Origin of the sequence: Grimontia sp. NTOU-MAR1, assembly GCF_035758505.1 — a bacterium.
In the GTDB taxonomy this organism is placed as follows: domain Bacteria; phylum Pseudomonadota; class Gammaproteobacteria; order Enterobacterales; family Vibrionaceae; genus Enterovibrio; species Enterovibrio marinus.
This window is the reverse complement of sequence record NZ_CP142108.1, coordinates 814,773-832,418: the sequence shown is the minus strand read 5'-3', so window position 1 is coordinate 832,418 and position 17,646 is coordinate 814,773. Positions and strand designations below refer to the sequence as shown.

25 protein-coding genes are annotated in these 17,646 nt (G+C 47.6%); 4 read left to right on the top strand and 21 right to left on the bottom strand.

Going from position 1 to position 17,646, the window contains the following annotated elements; translation table 11 throughout:
* Positions 1 to 62: 62 nt before the first annotated feature.
* The 10 genes from VP504_RS03755 to VP504_RS03710 form a co-directional block, all read right to left on the bottom strand.
* Positions 63 to 818, bottom strand: coding sequence for a phage head morphogenesis protein (locus VP504_RS03755; protein WP_325893015.1), 756 nt, complete (start codon positions 816 to 818; stop codon positions 63 to 65).
* The gene (locus tag VP504_RS03750) at positions 811 to 2,367 is read right to left on the bottom strand and encodes a DUF935 domain-containing protein (RefSeq protein WP_325893014.1); all 1,557 of its coding nucleotides are present in this window, start codon (positions 2,365 to 2,367) and stop codon (positions 811 to 813) included. The genes VP504_RS03755 and VP504_RS03750 overlap by 8 nt, the downstream gene beginning before the upstream one ends.
* Positions 2,368 to 2,376: 9 nt before the next feature.
* Positions 2,377 to 3,963 carry a hypothetical protein gene (locus VP504_RS03745; RefSeq protein ID WP_325893013.1) on the bottom strand — a complete coding sequence of 529 codons (1,587 nt, stop codon included), beginning with the start codon at positions 3,961 to 3,963 and terminating at the stop codon, positions 2,377 to 2,379.
* A complete protein-coding gene (locus VP504_RS03740) occupies positions 3,960 to 4,538 on the bottom strand; it encodes a DUF3486 family protein (protein WP_325893012.1) in 579 nt (192 codons plus the stop codon). The genes VP504_RS03745 and VP504_RS03740 overlap by 4 nt, the downstream gene beginning before the upstream one ends.
* Position 4,539: 1 nt before the next feature.
* A complete protein-coding gene (locus VP504_RS03735) occupies positions 4,540 to 4,836 on the bottom strand; it encodes a VpaChn25_0724 family phage protein (RefSeq protein WP_158174742.1) in 297 nt (98 codons plus the stop codon).
* Positions 4,833 to 5,162, bottom strand: coding sequence for a DUF2730 family protein (locus tag VP504_RS03730; RefSeq protein ID WP_158174741.1), 330 nt, complete (start codon positions 5,160 to 5,162; stop codon positions 4,833 to 4,835). The genes VP504_RS03735 and VP504_RS03730 overlap by 4 nt, the downstream gene beginning before the upstream one ends.
* The gene (locus tag VP504_RS03725; protein WP_325893011.1) at positions 5,162 to 5,386 is read right to left on the bottom strand and encodes a TraR/DksA C4-type zinc finger protein; all 225 of its coding nucleotides are present in this window, start codon (positions 5,384 to 5,386) and stop codon (positions 5,162 to 5,164) included. Before VP504_RS03725 ends, VP504_RS03730 begins: the two co-directional genes overlap by 1 nt.
* Entirely contained in the window at positions 5,383 to 5,994 is a 612-nt protein-coding gene (locus tag VP504_RS03720) for a hypothetical protein (RefSeq protein WP_325893010.1), read from the bottom strand. The genes VP504_RS03725 and VP504_RS03720 overlap by 4 nt, the downstream gene beginning before the upstream one ends.
* Before the next feature lie 10 nt (positions 5,995 to 6,004).
* Complete coding sequence (locus VP504_RS03715) at positions 6,005 to 6,529, bottom strand: glycoside hydrolase family 108 protein (RefSeq protein ID WP_325893009.1); 525 nt, start codon at positions 6,527 to 6,529, stop codon at positions 6,005 to 6,007.
* 167 nt (positions 6,530 to 6,696) lie between these two features.
* Positions 6,697 to 7,104, bottom strand: a complete 408-nt coding sequence (locus VP504_RS03710) for a Mor transcription activator family protein (protein WP_325893008.1) — start codon at positions 7,102 to 7,104, stop codon at positions 6,697 to 6,699.
* Positions 7,105 to 7,413: 309 nt separating this feature from the next.
* Here VP504_RS03710 and VP504_RS03705 point away from each other — a divergent pair, with 309 nt between their 5' ends.
* The 3 genes from VP504_RS03705 to VP504_RS03695 are packed head-to-tail and all read left to right on the top strand — an operon-like array spanning position 7,414 to position 9,012.
* On the top strand, positions 7,414 to 8,259 hold the full coding sequence (locus VP504_RS03705; protein WP_325893007.1) for a hypothetical protein: 846 nt from the start codon (positions 7,414 to 7,416) through the stop codon (positions 8,257 to 8,259).
* A 34-nt stretch (positions 8,260 to 8,293) separates the two neighbouring features.
* Positions 8,294 to 8,545, top strand: a complete 252-nt coding sequence (locus VP504_RS03700; protein WP_325893006.1) for a hypothetical protein — start codon at positions 8,294 to 8,296, stop codon at positions 8,543 to 8,545.
* Positions 8,542 to 9,012 carry a hypothetical protein gene (locus tag VP504_RS03695; RefSeq protein WP_325893005.1) on the top strand — a complete coding sequence of 157 codons (471 nt, stop codon included), beginning with the start codon at positions 8,542 to 8,544 and terminating at the stop codon, positions 9,010 to 9,012. Before VP504_RS03700 ends, VP504_RS03695 begins: the two co-directional genes overlap by 4 nt.
* 70 nt (positions 9,013 to 9,082) lie before the next feature.
* On the opposite strand, the gene VP504_RS03690 is transcribed toward VP504_RS03695, so the two are convergent.
* The 10 genes from VP504_RS03690 to VP504_RS03645 form a co-directional block, all read right to left on the bottom strand.
* Positions 9,083 to 9,550 (bottom strand): gp16 family protein, encoded by a 468-nt coding sequence (locus tag VP504_RS03690; protein WP_325893004.1) that lies wholly within the window; start codon positions 9,548 to 9,550, stop codon positions 9,083 to 9,085.
* A complete protein-coding gene (locus VP504_RS03685) occupies positions 9,550 to 9,762 on the bottom strand; it encodes a hypothetical protein (protein ID WP_325893003.1) in 213 nt (70 codons plus the stop codon). Before VP504_RS03685 ends, VP504_RS03690 begins: the two co-directional genes overlap by 1 nt.
* Before the next feature lie 57 nt (positions 9,763 to 9,819).
* Positions 9,820 to 10,068: a hypothetical protein gene (locus VP504_RS03680; protein WP_325893002.1), complete on the bottom strand. Its 249-nt coding sequence runs from the start codon at positions 10,066 to 10,068 to the stop codon at positions 9,820 to 9,822.
* 9 nt (positions 10,069 to 10,077) lie between these two features.
* Positions 10,078 to 10,689: a DUF3164 family protein gene (locus VP504_RS03675; protein ID WP_325893001.1), complete on the bottom strand. Its 612-nt coding sequence runs from the start codon at positions 10,687 to 10,689 to the stop codon at positions 10,078 to 10,080.
* Between the two features lies 1 nt (position 10,690).
* A complete protein-coding gene (locus VP504_RS03670; RefSeq protein ID WP_325893000.1) occupies positions 10,691 to 10,924 on the bottom strand; it encodes a hypothetical protein in 234 nt (77 codons plus the stop codon).
* Positions 10,925 to 10,989: 65 nt separating this feature from the next.
* Positions 10,990 to 11,559, bottom strand: a complete 570-nt coding sequence (locus tag VP504_RS03665) for a hypothetical protein (protein WP_325892999.1) — start codon at positions 11,557 to 11,559, stop codon at positions 10,990 to 10,992.
* Entirely contained in the window at positions 11,546 to 12,172 is a 627-nt protein-coding gene (locus tag VP504_RS03660) for a winged helix-turn-helix domain-containing protein (protein WP_325892998.1), read from the bottom strand. The genes VP504_RS03665 and VP504_RS03660 overlap by 14 nt, the downstream gene beginning before the upstream one ends.
* Before the next feature lie 12 nt (positions 12,173 to 12,184).
* The gene (locus tag VP504_RS03655) at positions 12,185 to 12,916 is read right to left on the bottom strand and encodes an ATP-binding protein (protein WP_325892997.1); all 732 of its coding nucleotides are present in this window, start codon (positions 12,914 to 12,916) and stop codon (positions 12,185 to 12,187) included.
* Positions 12,917 to 13,027: 111 nt separating this feature from the next.
* Positions 13,028 to 15,253: a DNA-binding protein gene (locus tag VP504_RS03650; protein ID WP_325892996.1), complete on the bottom strand. Its 2,226-nt coding sequence runs from the start codon at positions 15,251 to 15,253 to the stop codon at positions 13,028 to 13,030.
* Complete coding sequence (locus VP504_RS03645) at positions 15,246 to 15,473, bottom strand: hypothetical protein (protein WP_325892995.1); 228 nt, start codon at positions 15,471 to 15,473, stop codon at positions 15,246 to 15,248. The genes VP504_RS03650 and VP504_RS03645 overlap by 8 nt, the downstream gene beginning before the upstream one ends.
* Before the next feature lie 160 nt (positions 15,474 to 15,633).
* Between VP504_RS03645 and VP504_RS03640 the strand changes: the two genes are divergently transcribed.
* Positions 15,634 to 16,329: a helix-turn-helix domain-containing protein gene (locus VP504_RS03640; protein ID WP_325892994.1), complete on the top strand. Its 696-nt coding sequence runs from the start codon at positions 15,634 to 15,636 to the stop codon at positions 16,327 to 16,329.
* 406 nt (positions 16,330 to 16,735) lie between these two features.
* Here the strand turns inward: VP504_RS03640 and VP504_RS03635 are convergent, their stop codons facing one another.
* Positions 16,736 to 17,500, bottom strand: a complete 765-nt coding sequence (locus VP504_RS03635; RefSeq protein WP_325893976.1) for an integron integrase — start codon at positions 17,498 to 17,500, stop codon at positions 16,736 to 16,738.
* Positions 17,501 to 17,646 lie beyond the last annotated feature (146 nt).

Below are 17,646 nucleotides of genomic sequence, written 5' to 3'. Positions count from 1 at the left end.
CAACACAATCGCTTAAACACCGACCATCAGACCAACCGCATCACTTAACACCATAGAGGCGCTCAGAGCGCCTCCTGCTGCGTTTTCCCAAATCGCCTTCTTATCTCTTCTTTTCGGCTTCCCGGATGATAGCTCCACCCCGGATCTATCCCCCTCGGTACTCGCTCTATTTCTCCTGTTCGTTTGTTAACCCAATCCCTTTCCTCATGCGGTGGTGCTTCCGTTCTGTATTGTCCTGAAGCAATCAGCCTATCTGCTTCACGTTGGCTCAGCTGACGCACTCTGCATTTGCAGCCCCAGCCATTCGGCGGCATGTGGGTTTGCCACCAGGGATGGTCAGCTGGGAGGATAATGCCCGCCCAGGCTTGATGCTCTTTTCTGTGTTCCCGGCTTGGCCCTAGTTCATACAGCAAAAAGGGATGGGTGGTTTGGGTGCGCTCAATGCGTTCCCATTGGCCTGCCGCACGTGCGGTACGCATGTTGGTGCGATAAATGGTTTTTAATCGGGCATTGCTGCCGAGTTTTACGGCTTTGATATCGCCATCAAGCGGGTCACGTGCAAGTTGCTCTCCCCACCATCCTTTCTTTATCAGGTAGGGTTTTAGGTTCGCAGCAAACTGGCTGAAGGTTTGGCCCTGTTCCAGCGCTTCGGTGAGGGCGTCTTTCACATCCTGCAGCATATCGAGCTGCATCATCTTGGCGACGGTGAAAGCGATGTTGTGTTCTTCTTTCCACACATCGGCATGATGGAACCCCACCTTTAACCCTTTGGCTTTCAGATAGGCTAGCGCTTCCTCTGGGACGATAGCCTTATCCATCGGTTACATCTCCCAAGGCTCGGGCTTGCCAGCAAAGCCTGGCGAGTTGCTCCGCAAAGTCAGTAGCTTCAAGTTCTTTGGCGATATCGCTTAGGGCCAGATTAAAATCTTCGAAGCTGTCGGCCTGTTGCGCAGCTTCTAAGATGGGGTTCAGTATTGGGGCGCTGACGGTTTCCCAGTCTTTCAGCCCACTGTTTACCAGTTCGTCAATTTCTGCCTCGGTATCAATGGCGGGTAGGGCACGGTTAAGGGCTAACTGTTGTCGGTTCAATGCAGTTTCAAAGACTGGCTCATTGTTGATGGCATGGAGCAGCTCGCCGTCGTTTTCTGGGTCAGACAGCCCAACCTTGTCACGCACCTCTGATGCCTGCACTTTCATGCCTCTGTCTATTAGCGGGGTGATGGCTTCTACCCAGGCTTTGATGTCTTCACTTTCTTCAAGCTTGAGGATGATACGGGGATAGTGCTTTTGTGGCCCCCAGTTCATGTCGATGAAAGGCTTCACCAAACAGGCGTTCAGTGTGTTGGCGAGCTGGCGGGCGTCCCAGTTGATAATGTCCTGGCGCACTTCGTTATGGACTTTGGCCTGGCTCTGGCTGGAGCCATCATCCGTGGTCATGGTCTGGCCAAGGACAGTTTTTGAAATCTGGCGGTCGGCCCATTCGGCCATGTTTTCAAACAAGGTATCACCGCCGTTGCCTTTGGCGGTTTCCACCATGTCTATTTGCATGGATTCAGGGATAGCGGCACCCGCATCACTGGCAATGGTGGCGATGGCATCGATTAAGGTACGGATATCATCTTCAGAGGCGTTGCTGTGGTATTTCCCGACACGGATGGGCATGCCAAACACTTCGGCAAATGCCCACCAATCCCGAATCGTAAAGGATTTCAGCATATACATGACAGCAACCACGCGGGCGAGACCTGCACGTAACCAGTGACCGGACTTCATGCGTGGCAGATGTACCAGGTACTTATTGGGGGCGAGAGGTTCACCATCGCTTGGGCTGTCGTCGGTGAGTAATCTCAGCTCACTTTGTGTGTCCTCATCCAGCCGGATAAAGCGCGGGTCTACCCATTTGTATTCGAACGGTTGCCAGGGCGTGTCGCTGGTGTCCCATAGTAATTCAACCAGGCCAATCCCTTTACCAATGCCATCCAATAGGTCAAACACGCAATCTTCCCATTGTGGATGGCGGAGAAGCTGGCGAACCGCTTCGGCCAGTTTCTGGTCTTGGGCATCGTCGCTGGCTGCTTCCACGGTTGGGCTGATGGAGGCTGCAGCGAGCTTACGGGTGGAGAGTACCGAGCGATAATGGGTATCGCGCTCTTCCATTTCTTCCGCCAGGATAAAATAGTCTTCGGCCTGCCCGTTGATGGCATTGCGCAGCACGTTGGCGAGCTTAGCTGGAGAGAGATAACTGGCGACAGAGTGGGCGGCCATCGGGCGGCGCACACTGGTGACATGGGCACGGCTATGGTGTTGCTGCAGCGCCTCTTTTTCATCCCGCGTAAAGGGCTTATTGGTGGCTGGGTTGATAATCATGGTGCTCTCCTAAAGCAGGCCACCGCGCATGCCTTTCAGGCCACGGGTGTGTGTAAACTGTCGGCGGGTGTCATCATGCAGGTGTCGTTGGCTTTCCTTTTGCACAATGCGGTGCAATTCATAACGGCGGCATTCTTCTTTGGATGCTAAATAGGCAAGAAAGATGGCAATGGCCGAATCCCCGTGACGTTGATGGCCGTCGCTGGATTTGGTGCGGGTGTCATCAATGCTGGGTACCCCACGAATGATTTGAATCGATGAAAAGTCATTAATCACATCTTCATTCTTGGGAAGTTGTATTTCGTCATCTTCAAACGCGGCTTTAAAGCGAGGCATGTTTTCGCGGTAATAAGCGGTCGATAACATCACCTGTTCGACTTCTGCCCCGTATTTCTCTGCGGCTTGCTCGGCCAAATATTGGCCATTGCCTCTGGCATCGAGTTTGATGCCATCACGGCGTGGCAATCGGTCAGCAATGAAATACAGCACTTGTTCTTGTTGTTTAAACGGCACATTAAACAGCTCAACCAAAAAAGGAATTTGGCGCTGGGTATTGGCCAGCACGGTACAGGGTGCAAAAACGGTTAAATCCCCAGAGCGGGCAAAATCTTCCCCGAGGGTATGGCGAAGGTGCTGGGGCAAATTATCAAGCAGGGGTTTAACGTGAATGTTTAACCACTCGGCCATCTCCAATACTCGTAAAGGTTCGGGCAGGGCGTTAAACGCAGTCGAGCCACTGAAGTGAACCACGTTGTTTTCTAATATGGCTGCGCGCTCACGATAGCTTCGGGGAATATAAACACCTGAGCCGGATTTCGGCACACAGAAATATTCCTCCAGCGCATCTTCTTCAGTGGCCGTTGCTTTAATTAATCCGGCTATCCAATTATCTTCGGATTCCTGGCTCCATCGCTGACCGCTGACCTGGCAAATACGTTGGTATAATCCATCATGACAGGCATCACTCAGGGTAATGGTGTGAACGCTGTATTCTTTTTTCCCCGCGCGGCTTTGTTGAATGAGTTCATTAAACGGGTTTTCAGTCCCGTTGTGGGTAGAAATAAGCCGGACTTTACAGCCCCACATGGTTAAGGCGAGGGCGGCTTTTAACACTTCCGCTAAACGTTCATGAAAGGCGGCTTCATCAATAGTGACGTTTCCCTGCATCCCGCGAAGGTTTGAAGGATTGGATGACAGGGCCTGCACTTTAAAACCGGACGCAAAGTAAATCACGAAGGTCAGAATATCTTTGTCTTCTTCTTCGATGACTTCTTCGCAAATTTCGCCCGCTGCTTTATCAAAGGCTTTTGCCCACATGGCGACAGCATCAATAAACTCGCGGGCCATCTCTTTATTTGAGCCGACATAAAAATGATGACAGCCACCATGGGCTTTGCTTTTTGATGTGGTTAAGGCAGCGTCACAAGCTTCGGCCCAGGTGATACCGGTTCTTCGTGATTTCTCGGCAATCTTGAGCGGGGATTCATCCTCAATCCAATATTTCTGATAGGGGAGCAGCACCTCTTTTTCATCATATTGGTAATGAAGATGATTAACTGCGCGCGCAATGGGTGAGCGCTCTTGATGGGTATTCATGAAGACAGCCCCAATATTTGATTGCGGATGGTGGTGGCCCCTTCTTTGGTTAACCCTAATGTTTTGGCTGCCTGTTCCGCTGTACTTGCCGCTTCTTCCATGGCCTGCTTACGTATTTCTTTTTCGAGTTTCACGCTGCCGCTTTGCGCTTCCTGCAAACGTTTAATGGCAAGTGAAAGCACGGACAGGGTTTTCGGGTCGAGCGGTTCATTCTCTTCCAGCGCTTTCATTTGAATATCGAAGATTTGGCTTTTGCCGATTTCAATTAAGCTCCGGGCAATATCGGTTTGCGGGGTTTCACCAAATTGTTTTACCCATTGTTGGGTAAGTTGTTGTGCCTGCTGATAACGCGCCATGCCTTTATGGAAACTTTGCGAATATCGGCTTAGGGCATTGCGGCTGATTTTCTGTTCGTCGGGCAGGTCAAACTCATCAATCAACGCATTAATCTGTTCGCGGATTTCGGTCTGGGGCATTTTGCCGTCACGCAACAGAATATTGAGTTGGGTTTTAATATCGTCCGGCAACTTGTCTATTTTGCTGATGCGGTTTTTGGTGTGCGCCTTGTCAGCCATATTATTCCCCTGGACGTGGGCGTTTAATGGCAGGGTGGGTTGCCTGGCCTGTGGCGATATCAATACCGCGTTGGGTAATACGCGCGACTTGAGTGCCTGCAACATCGCGAAGCGTGACCAGCAGCTGCTCCGCGAGCCAGCTTAATTCTGTGCGCACCAAATCGCGGCTGACATTATGGCCATAAGCATCCAGCGCGGAATCAATAATAGAATCGTTAGCTTCATAGCCTGGCATTTCATTGAGCACGCGCAACATCACCAGGCGTCGGTCTTGTTGAAGTAATGTTTGCAATGTCATCCGTTCTTTTCCTTGAGTTCATTTTCCAGCAGCAGGTTGCTGATGCGGTCTAGCCCTTCGAGCTTGGGCCTGATTTCCCGAATATCGCCACGCAGTTTTTCAATGCTGAGTTTCAGGCCAGACACTTCATCATGGTCGGGTAATTTCTCGACCTGTTGCTGCAGGGCAATATGACGCTGTGCCAATTCACTGTGCGCCTCTTTGATGTTCTGCAGCTCTTCTTTGCGGGCAAAGGTTTTCATCAGGGCGAAACAGGCCAGCAGAAAAAGTACATTGAGTACGGTGGCCATTATTGGCCACCAGGTTCGGATGAGCTCCAGAGTCATTAACGCCCCCTGCGTTCGTGATAGAGCTGACATTCAATACAGCGCGCCGCATCGGGCTCGGCATCTAAACGTGCAGCGGGGATTAATTCGCCGCAGCTGATGCACCAGTGATTTCCCTCGTCATCAATATCTGCGGTGTCCCGGTGGCGACATTGATGGGCGTGAAGCAGGGCGCTTTCGAATATCTCATCGCTGATTTGAGCGCGATCGGCGATATCACTCATCGTGCCCCCTGTTGAGTCGGCGTTTGAAAGGCAGATAATCCCTGTTTAAACGCCGTTTTAATCGCGGTGGTGTGACCGCGTTTATCCAGCGTTCGCCAGCCCATGTAAGTCAGGAACGGTGCGATTAAGATGCCTGCAAATTCCATATTGGCCCCATCACCTTTGCTAAATGCGGCCAGTCCCTCAAACAGGAAGATGTAAGTAATACAGGAATACAAAGACAGTCGAGCGCCTTTGGGGCGGGTTCGGCGGACATATTCATCTTCCGCTTTGTCGCCTTCGCGGATGGTCGTCTGGGTTTCCCTGTGTTCGCTTTGTTTGTCGTTCAGTGTGAGTTCCAGACGGCGGTTTTTCTCTTTCTCCAGCTCGGCTTTGATGGTCTCCAGTTCGACCAGGGCATCGGGTGGCAGTTGGGCGACCAACTGCTCTACCTTCTGCGTTTTGGCTGCTTTGCCATTCACCGTGGTATCAACATGGTCAACCAGGTTGGCAATGTCCTTGGCGACGCTTTCCGTTTTGCCGCCGAACAGGGAACCAATACCCCGGAGAACAGTGGGGCCGAACTCGGTGGCGAGGCTTGCGATAGTCGCGATAGTAGCTAGGGCCATGGTTTGCTCCTTATTCGAAGGCAATAGCTTCCTGGGCCAGTTCATCAATGCGGTTGAACCAGCCATTCAGGAAACGTTTTTGTTTGGGTTTACGAGCAACGAGCTTGGCGTAAAAGCGGGCACGCTGAAGGCTATATCGCGCGATGAGTACAAATGGTGGGGTGCGCTCGACGGCTGCGCGGGTCTTGGGGCCAGCATCACCATCGTCAACCACACCAATAGCGCGCTGCAGTTGTTTAATTGCCTGGCGTTTGCCGTGTTGGATAGCAGCATCAAACACCAGAAAGCCTGCCACTGCAGGAAGGTGAGGGCATCCGGTTTTAATCCAGTAATCGCGGTGATAGATGGCCACTGCATCATCAAGACTGAGCGTAGCGATATTGAGGTTGGGATAGCTTCGTTTGCTAATGCCGTATTTGGTTTCGCCGCCTGCATCTAGCGGGTCATCGACATAGCCGCCTTCGCGCTCAAGCACAAAATGCACAGCATGACAAAAGGCGGGTGGAAAAGCGTTTGTGTTAAAGGGGTATTGCATGACTGAAACCTCAGTAGGTGGTTTCAGTCAGGTTATGAGGGCGGGGGGAGTCTGGCGGATTACCGTTGGTGATTGTTTTTGACCAGATAAAAAATTGGCCCCGGAGAGAAGGGGCCAGTAGTCGGTAAGTTGGCGGTCTGGTTCGCGTCAAGAAGTGCTTGGGGGAATTAACCAAACAAGTCTGGTTGCCGCCTTGTTTGTTCCATTTTACGCATCCGGGCGCATACTTCGTAAATGGTTTTCTCTGTGACGTCGTAGCGCCTCGCAAGAATTTTTGTATTCGTGCCGTTGAATTCATGCCAGATGTTCATGTCTCGAATTTGTTGGCGTAATCGGTCGCCTCTTGGCAGGTAAACCTGCATACCGCCCATGTACTCGCCAATATCCAGCACGCACTCCAGCGCCAGCTCTGGGATATCAATCCCACGTTTACTCAGCCTTTGCTGCAGCACGCCATGAAGCTCCAACAGAATAGTTGGCCAGGCATTATGCTCATCCGGGAGATGGTCAAGGTGTTCGAGCAGAGATGGGTCGAGATGCCCATCTCCAAACAGGTCGGTTTGTTTTGCTTTCATTGTTGCCCCACTTCACCAAAAACATTGATACATCTATTGCAGATGGATCAAAAAGGATCGTCAATGGTGGATTTTTCACTTGAGCTAGCAACTGGTCTGTAGGTCAGGTGTGGCGGGCTTTCTGTAGCTTTTATTGGTACGAAGTTATCACGCTAAACAAGAAACTAAAGTTTGAATGATGTCGATTGTATTTTATGTGAATACTAAGATACAGCTTTTTGATTTGGCTTACATTTTTCACCTTAAGTTATGCATTTTTGTTCCTAAAAGCACTATTATAAGCATGTTGACTCATATGAGATTTATGTAATGGAACAAGTTGTACTGCGATATGATGGAGAGGCTCTCGTTGAGCACTCAATGAACCTTAAATTGGTTGCTGATTCTCTTCAGGGGATTGAAGCATTAGTAAGGGAAGTCCATGAAGAAATGGGCGGTAAAGAGGAAGAGCTCAATCTCCAAATCAAAGGAGGATTCCGAGAAGGTTCTTTTGAGTTTTTATTTACCTTGGGTCAGCAACTACCTGATGGCATTGAGCTACTTAAGATTATCGGTTTCGGTGGCCCAATAGCAGCCGGATCATTGATAAGTTACCTCGAATGGCTAAAAGCTAAGAAAATTCAGAAAATAACCATGACCGAGGAAGGTAACTGTAAAATAGTGACCGAAGATGGTGAAGAGAAAGTTGCACCTAGTTACATGCGTCCTCTTCTCGCTTCAACATCAGTCCGAGGTGCTTTCAGTAAGATCATAAGCAAGCCATTACGTGATGGTGGTATTGAAGTGTTCGAAGCACTTTCTGCCGAAGAAGACAAAGCAAAGCGGATTCAGTATGTATCGGTAACTCAGGCTGATGAGAAATACTATCGAGCTAAAAGTACTACTGTAATTGATGTGATAGCAAATAAGCCGATGGATGAGAAAATAGTAACATTTCTTTCCGTACACAAAGACAAAGATACCAACTGGCGTGTTGAAGATGTTGATGGCGTAACTTACACCGTCAAAATGGAAGATGAAGATTTCCTGTCTAACTTCCACAAAGGAAAAGAACCGGATATTTTCGTAAACGCTTATTTCGTTGAGATCGTTGAAAAAGAAAATACGATAAATCTGGACAAAACTTATTCTATCGTTAAAGTAAGCCTCCCCTGATAGGTATGTGCTTCTTAACCAAATGGAGGATGTAATGGGAGAAGTATTTGAAGTACTGCTGCTCATATTGGCTTGTACGCCCATTCTTTACTGGGTTAGTAAGTTAATTGTCGCGTTTATCCTATACAAATTTTCACCGCCTCATTATGTCACTATGGAGTTGGAGGACAGCAAAGGCTACGTTGTTAAAAGTGAAGTAGTTGATGTTTCGAAGGATAAAAACTTCTATGCAGCTGTAGCTAAGATCTACCAAAGTAGCCAGCAAAAAGAAGGGAATGCTTCATGAGTAATAAGAGTTCCCTTACTACACCAACAATTGCAAATGGATGCGCTGCTGTATTTGGTGCTCTAGCGTTAGATTTCGCTACTGGCTTAGAACAACCTTTTCTCAAAGAGAATGCAGTCTATGTAGTTCCAGCTTTCACAATTTTCCTTGCTTACATCTTCAATGTTTTAGGCAGCTTAAGTGCGATGTCAATCACTGAGTTGGCCGCTATCTGGTCGTCTAGAGGCTATTTTAAAGAGCTTAAAGATCAGATCAATGATCCGCTAATCTCAGAAAACACAAGGGAAGAGAAGCGTAAAGAATATGAGCACGCGCTTGAGTTAAAGCTGGCGATGAAAAAGGGTAAATTTTTAATCTTCAAGACAGTAAATCAAAAGGCGACAGAGCAAGCCGAACAGGCGGTGAGCAAAAAACAAACGCAGGCTGAAAAAGATGCTTTGCTTGATCAAGTTGAGAGGGCTAGCTAAAGCAAGGAAGAGCGGCATATTTTGTCGCCTTCCTTTATTGATTTTAGAGGTAGAAGAGATTAACTAGTTGTTAGTGTTTGAGCTCATTTTTAGTTCTTTTTTGCCATCGTTTTAATCTTTCAATTACATTAAGAGCTTCTTGAGCACTGCACCAAGCAAGATTATCAACTCCTCTACCAGTTTGGTTTTTTGTCATCCTACGTACATAGGCATTAAGCGCTGCTTCTGACCCATCTCTGATAACCCCATCCTTGGCCATCGTGATCCAAAGAGCTCGGATTTTGGAAATTACAGTGGGCTGGCCTTGGGTTTTTGGACTGAGACGTTTTTTATTTTGGCTGGGTTTGGAGGTTTTCTTTCTTTTAAAGCCTTGGCGTTCCATTACTCGAAGTACGGTATCTAACTCATTATTCAGCATGTTCTTACAGCTGTCTTTACCCGTTTCTCGCTGCAGCAGGGCGCGGTAGGTTTCATCATCCAGGCCAAGCTCTCTTTTACCAATATGGATTAGCCTAATCAGGCGTGTTCTCTGTTCCATTAGTTGTTCTCCTTAATCCACCATTCAGAAACAGCTCCAAGTTGTACAAACTCGACAGCGATAAGCTGCCCCTCTTTGGCATAGCCATAAAGCGCTGAGCATTCTGGTGCCTCGTAATGAATGAGTTGGGTATCTTTAACCAAGGCATTTGCTTCGTTAGTGCGGGCTTTTTTGAAACCTGCCAGTGGAAGGTTTAAACGGGGTTTAATCATGGTTTATTCCCTCGTTAAAAAGAAAAGCCCCGAGCGTTTCGGGGCTTGGATTCAGGCTTAATCTTGCTCCGAGAGGGGAGGCTTATGGGTGATACCCAATAGGTACTGCAGCATGTCAGCAACGCCCCGCTGATAGAGGTTTGGCTTGCTGGCTTCGTCACCTTGTACAGTGCGAAGTAACATGACCAGTTCCTCTGTTTTGTGGCGGCTTCGGGCTCTTTCAAAGAAAGCCAGACGACGTTCTCCCAGTTCAATATCTTTCGGGCCCCGGATAAGTGGCATGACGATATCTATCTCGCGTTTCATAGGCCCACCTCAGAGCTTGGCGATGTCGAGCGGAATTTGGCGATAGCTGCCATCGCTGTTGCGCTCATACAGGCGCAGATAGCTGCTGGTACCTGTCACCTGGATTGAATCAGCAATGGCATCCATGGCTTCATTCCATTGGGCATCATCGATATCTAACTGACGCAGTGAGAGCACCTGGTTAACATCGATACGCCCTTGTTTATTGACCCGGAAAGCATGATCAACCAGCGCTTTGATATGGTCGTTGACGTTCTCGCTCCAACGGTTGATGCAGGTATCGATAAGGGTCTTGGCCGCTTGGATTCGCTCGTCAAACACTCTGTGTTCTCCTTTTGCGCGGACAAGCTTGTAACGGCCATCGAAACTCATCAGGGTGACGTTGCCTTTCGTGCCGCCATATTTGACGTCGTATTCCTCTGCAGACAGGTCAACAAAGTCAGTGACCTCATTCATCGCCAGCAGTTTGAACGCTGCCAGTGCTTGCTGCTGTTCCCTGGCTGCAGACACTACGTTCTGAACCAGATCGTCTCTCAGTAGGTCGATGGCTTTGATTTGAGTTTCCGGCACCATGTGGCCTTGTGCATTAACGCGGTAACCTTGTGGAATTTGAACAGTCATATTAATCCTCCCATACGACACAGCAGCCTGAGTGACGTGCGGCGCGGATGCGACGGGTCAGGCCATTAACGGTTTCAGTGATCAGAACGCTATGGTGTTGAAGCTCCGGTACGGGGGCATCAACGTGTATCACCAGCGTTTTTTCGGTTTGAGCTGTTTTAGTGACCCTACAGTTCATTTTCTGCAGAGCCCGCAGCAGCTGCTTTACCTGATGTTGTGGATTCAAACTTTTCATCTTGAATTCCTCATTCCCTGGTTCGAGTTTCAGCCTTTTATTACCTCTTGGCTGATTCACGATGTTCATTCTTTAATTAGGCGGTTGTAGCGATTGCCAACGGCTATCAACTCGCGTTTGAGTAGCTCGATGTACAGTCGGTGATAGCTTCCGGCCATGTGTTCAGAATCGGTTTTTGCTTGCCTTTCCAACCGTGCGCAAACGGCGGCTGCATCGTATTGGCGCAGTGCTGCTTTTTCACTGGTTGGTTGGGAGCGAACCTTTTCTGATTTCTGCATGGCTGCTTTGGACTCAATGCTTAACCTGATAGGAGTGGTTAAACGTTCATCCAATTGGCTATTTGGGCAACCGCTTCTGCAGGCTTTCCAAAGGCGTATGGCATTGGGGGTGCTGCCAACATGTTTGGCGTTCTGATGTGCGGCGCATTTATGCTTTGGAATTTCTCCCAAGACAGGGCACACAACCGTGTACCCCATGAATACGCTTTCCACCAGACCTTGAACCCGCTGCATGTTGCCTTTGTATTTGCCATTAAGGACTTGAGAGATCATCGCCTTGGAAACCCCCATAGCATTGGCGACGCTGCCTAGCGAAGTGGCATCCACCTGATTTCTCAGTTCGTTAAACCATGTCATGGTTTACGCCTCCTTTGCTATGCTGGGCACTTGATGCACTCCCACTATTTACCGTCTGAAAGGGATAGAACACCTGTTCATTTTGATCCCAACAACCATCTTTCCTGACGATTGGAGCCAGACGACCCGTATCACGAATGAGGAGATACCTGTGTTCAAAGGTTCCACTTTGTTTCCCTTTTAATGACTTTCCGTCAAACACCATTTCTATGTATGCTGCAGCTCTAAGCCCAGCTAGATAGGAGTAAGCGGTGGGCTTTGGAACGTCGATAGAGGCTAAAATTGAAGAAATCGTAAACTTTTTCTCTATCTTCATGTTGTTCCAAAGTTTTTGTCGCGCTTTCTTTTTAAACCGCTTTGTCGCTGGTGACCCTTTTTTAGCGTCGTAGCCTAAATTTGGCCTCAGCTCTGGGTTGACAGAGAATCGCCTAGGGCTCTTCCAATTGCCTTTGCCACTTACCCTATGGGCAAATCCTTCACGCATTAACTGATTAACAAATCTATTGCAGTAACTGCGATTTAGGCTTAAAGCGTCAGAAATTTCTCTGGCTGTTGAGTTTGGGTGTCGCGAAAGGTATTCCCAGATCAACATCGTTTGACTTGGACTGGACATACGACTTCCTTATTAAACCCGTGAAACTGTCATGAATAGATCAAGACCTGAGATGTCATCCATGGTGACTATGCCGTCAGGAGGCGGGTTGCCGTTGACTGACCTCTCGATTTTGCTAAGTGCCGAGAGAATGGTTCTAACAACGCCACGGGATTTCACACGGATGTGATCGAGAACTGCATCATCGAGTTGGATGTGCTCATCGATCTCCATAAGTTCGTAAGCAAAGGTGGCGACATCTTGTAAGTCGGCAGGTTTGAACTCCACCCACTCGCTGATGCGGTTATGGAGTTGTTTGCGGTGTGAGATTCGGCGGGCGATTTCTTCCATACCGACCAGAACAACAGGCTGCTCGGTGTTGTCGTAGATATCACGAAATGATTCCATGATTTTCTTGCTGCCAACGACATAGTCAGCTTCATCAACAAACAGGCTAAATTCGTTTCTGCGAACGCACTCGATAATGTCGTCGAGAGTTTGGTAAGCGCGTCCCGCAGGAATAAGGCCACATTCTTTGGCTATGCGATTTAAGATGCTGGTAGGTGTATCGCTCGCGCAGCAACGAACGTATACGCCATTGGTGCTATCCAGATTGAAGAGATACTGAAGAGCGGTGGTTTTTCCAAAACCACTTTCGCCATGGATTAATCCCATACCGGGCACAATTTGGGAGCGGGTTAATAGGTTTTCTAACAGTGCCAAGGAGGCTGACACGTTTTTCACATCGACAATCTTATTTCTCATGTCTATCATACCTTATGGTTTTGGTTGCTCTTACGAGCAATTAATCGGGCTCACAATCGGCCAGGATTGTGAGCCGTCCCTTCTCGCTTCAGGTCATACCCAAAGCCAAGATCACTTAGCCAACCGACGTGTTTTACCGCCGGATTCGATGTACTTTTTAATTTGAGGTGCAGTGAGTTGATGTGTGCGCATGTAGTTGCTAAACCACTTTTGCTGCCTTTCGTCTAACTCGCCGCCGTTAACCAAGATGTCTGCCATATCCCAGGCGATTTCTCGTTCTCCTTTGAGCATTCGAGCCTCTTGCGCTGCAGTGCGCTCGGCTTGTTTTCTCCGTTGCTCTCTATGGCGCTCAATTGCTTCGAGCTCTGCGTTACTGCGTTCTGTTGATGACTTCACGCCCGCTTTTTCTAGGGCGGTGAGTAATTCGTTGTTGTGTTCGATGCTTTCTTTGGGAAATGGCACTGTGTTGTTTTTGGCTTTTGCCTGGGCTATGGCTTCGGCGGCCAAATCATCTATGCCGAATTCCTCGGAATAACGCTTCATATCGCGTTTAAATTGACGCAGCTGCTTTTCGGTTTTACGTCTGGCTTCGATGAAGGCTTGAGGGCTGATTTCACGGCCTATCAAGTCAGCGTTGACGGCTTCAATGCACTCACCATCTCCGTGAATGGGGTAGAGATAGGCGCGGGCCACATCGCATGGATCGAGGTATACGTTGACTCTCTGACGCATGTATTTTTCTTCTTGGAGTTCTGGCGCACGGTAGACGAGCCTGTTGACCTGAACGCCACCGCGACGAATGCTTTTCTCTCCGGCGAAGTTGAGCATGGCGTCAAGCGCGCGAGGGTTTGGCACAATCACTGGCTTATATTTTGTTTGTGAATATTTCTGGTAGGGGCTTAAGCCGTTTAAGCCACTATGAGGTTTTTGGTGATAGCAGTGTTCTAGCCAGTCATCCATGAACGCCTGAAACTCGGTCGGCGTCATGCCGATGTTTAGGGCATCTTCGTAGCGCTTTTTCTTGCCTTCGCCAATTCGGGCCGCAAACTCAAGGCGTGCCTCAATAAGCTCTCTATCTTTGACGTTGTGACCGATGTAGTTGGGCATCACTTCCACAATACCGCCTTGGAATGTGCCAAAAAAACGTTCGATAAAGGGCTTTTCCCAGCCAGAAAACGGCGTTGCTTTTACGTGTTTTACCCCGAGCCCTCGAATGATTGAGACGGTTGTTTTGGCAACATAATCAGAACCATTATCCGTTTTGATTTGCCCGTCTTCATTGGGTAGCCCCCAACTTAAAATAGATTTGCGTAGACATAGCGAAACAGCTGTGGAGGTAGATGTAGGGGCGAGTAACATTGTTACTCGACGAGTGAAGACATCAATACATGCGATGATGGAAAAGCGGACAAGTTTGCCATCAACATTCAACATAATGTCAGTGGGTGTTGAATCCATTTCCCAAAGATCATTGGGTTGAATTACCCAAGGCTCATGCTCTTGAATGAGGCCGCGCTCTTTACCGTAAAAGCCTTTGTGATCAGTAGAAAATGTGTATTTTCCTTGATTTGAGGTGACCCATTGTATTATCCAGCGTCGAAAGCTGGACGCTCCAGGTATCTTCCAGCCAGCACCTAGCTTTTCTGATTGGACACTCGCATATTCGCGCATTTTGTAAGGTTGATTTTTGAAGTGAGGACGCTCTATTAACAAAGCAATACAGAACTTTTCGAGCTCACTTTGGTTAGCAATAACGCTATCGCCACGGCGAGCACTCGGCTTTCTAACAAGCGTTAAGATCCCTCCTTCCTTTAAGCTGCTTTCCCAGCGATCAACCGTCGCGCGACTGATGTTTTTTACAGTGTCATAAACGTTCGTATCGAGTGGTAATTCTCTTGCTTTAAAGGCTTGCACAAACATTTTGTGCCCATGAGTTACTTGGTTTTCGAAAGCGCGTAGGAAGGCTTCTCGATATTCCACGATCGTGAGGCGAGCAAAGGCAAGTTTCTTGTCTTTTTCAGGGTAAGTATTTAGAACGCCCATTGCTTGAGCTGAAAGAGTATGAACGCGATGTTTTAGCATTCTCTCTTCTTGGTTTAATTCGCTTATAAGCTCTAAAGCAGCGTGTTCACATTGAGGCTCAAGGACTGCATCTTTTGTTAATTCTGCAATTGTGGATTTAGGCAAAGAACTTATGTGGTACTCGAAACCTTTACCTTCATCTTTGTTTCTTGTTTCCCAACTTTCTCGCTCGGCTTTGATTCTCATACCACGAGCGGTTGTCGGAACGCCTGGCAGACCAACGAGTTCAAGGACGGAGTACCATTGTTTATTCATTAGTTGTCCTCAATACATCTTGTTCGAGAGCCTTGCCAAGCTCATCCATGATGCTCCTAGATAGTTTTCTGCAGGGCTTATTTCCCGTCTCAGGTGCGAATGCCCTGATGCAGTGATGGACTGTTCTTGGGTGAAACCCCTTATCTCTAGCCCAGGCAGCTACGCTGTATCCTTGAGCTTTTAATGCGCCGCATATTTCATCGGCAGTATCTACCTTCATGTCTATGCTCCGTGTTAGTCTCTATGTAGCTGTCTGTTTCGGTAAATTACCAAAGCGGACAATAAGACTTATCAAGTCACTTTAGGGCGGTAAATTGATTGCGCTGTGATTAAATTTGCATGTGGTTTTATTAACTCTTTGAATATCAATTGGTTTAAAAATGTCGAAAAATTTGGATGACGTTTCATTTCCAGAAGAGGGCTTTGACTCGTTCCCAGAAAGACTCAAAGAGATTATCGGGACAGCTACGTTGAAAGACTTTGCTGCTGCTGTTGGGATCTCTGAAGGCGGACTTAGAAAGTACTTGCCGCCAGCTCGCTCGGTTCCTTCTTTTGACAAGGTTGTGAGGTTCGCCAGATATCGTGGTGTGTCTTTGGAATGGTTATCGACGGGTGAGGGGGAGAAATACGCTCTTGAGTCCAATAGCTCTCAAGAACTAGGTAAAGAGTTCGCGCTAATTGATGGTTATCACAGCACCATCGATCAAATCTCCGATGATGAATATGTAGGAGAGGTTCGTAGGCGACTTGCGTTTAGGAAAAGATGGTTATCATGGCGAGGATTTAATCCCGACAACCTCAAAGTCTTTTTTGTTAAAAGTGCTGTGGAAGGGGGGCTAATCAATGGCGGTGATACTGTCATGATCGACTTCTCGGACAGAGTCTTATCAGACGGTGCTTTCGCGCTTAAATTGAAAGGTGCAACTGTTATTCGTTGGTTGGTCGTAAAGGTTGACGGTGGCGTTGATGTGCACGCTGATATGAATCAGGCATCAATAGAATCTTTGTCTGAGACTGAAGCAGATAAGCTTAATTTGCTAGGGCGTGTGGTTTGGCTAGGTAAAGACTTAAGTTGATGAACATCTCAGAAACTAGCCGGGAAAAGGATCTAGTTAGTTCCTTTTCTATGTAGGCTAATTTCTACTTAGAATGCTTTAACATCTTGTAGAAGCAAATTTTTTTGCTGCTTTTGTAGAAAGGGATCTGAGTTCCTTTTCTCTGAACGCTTAAATTGGGAAGGGATCTGGCCTCAATCAAGAATAAAGCCTTTTTCCCATTGGCCTGAACGCTGTTTAAAGTAACGGAACCTTCTCAATTTATCCGGCTCCTCATTTTCGGATTTCCTCAAAAATAGCCCAAATCCCGTCTCATTTTATCCGGTTCCAATTTCCTGAAACTTGATGTTTGAAAAAGCCTCAATCACTTGGTGGCCTTGGGTTTGTCTCACCTAATCCCACCCGATCCTATTTATTCCCCAATATTTCAATCTATGTGGTGGGTTACAATTTGAGCTTCTCTTGCTGCACGCTTTATAGCTCTTCGAATGGTCGTTTCATCTAAGTGATGACGCCGAATCAAGGATGAGCTAGGGTCTACCGAAAGTTTGCTAGAGGGAAAAAGAAATTGCCACCCAAGCTGTTTGCTCGCTGCGGGGTATTTCTTTGCTAACGCATTTGGAAGCCAGACGCCGCTGAAGCTAGGGTTAGAAATATCTTTCTCAAAGTATTTATCAACTATCGCAATTTGGTTCCTAATCAAGGGAACAAGTTCTTTGGCTAGGGTGACTTTTCGGTTTTTATTACCCTTTCCCTGCCAAACGAAAACGGCGTAATAGTCAAAATCAATGTCCTGCACTCTAAGTCTTAACATTTCAGTGACTCTCAATCCGCTCCCATACATCAGTTTTATCGGAAGGCTAAGGTTAGGAGGAAGATGTTGGAAGAGGCGTATAGTCTCATCTTTGGTCAGTACGACGGGAAGTTTTGGGGATACTTTTGATCTATTGAAAGACAAATTTTCTCCAAGCGGTTTTTTTATATATTGCCGGTAGAGAAAAACAACGGCGTTGAGCGCTGTTGCTTGACTTTTCACTGCCAGTTTTCGCTCATTTGCTAAATAAGTTAAAAATAGCTCTACCTCCTTGTCTCCCATGTCTGCGGGATGCTTTTTGTTGTTATAGATAATAAACATCTTTATCCAGTAGATGTATGTGTCAACCGTTCTTTTAGAATAGTGACGTGAATACATAAACTCGCAGACAGATTGAAGAAAGGGCGATTTCATAGATGTTTAACCATACTGTTCATATACACAGTTTTTACTCTATAGTAAGAAATTGAAGAATTTAAATGCGGGACGCCCGTTTTTGTCAGTTTGCAAAGATAGTCATAGTT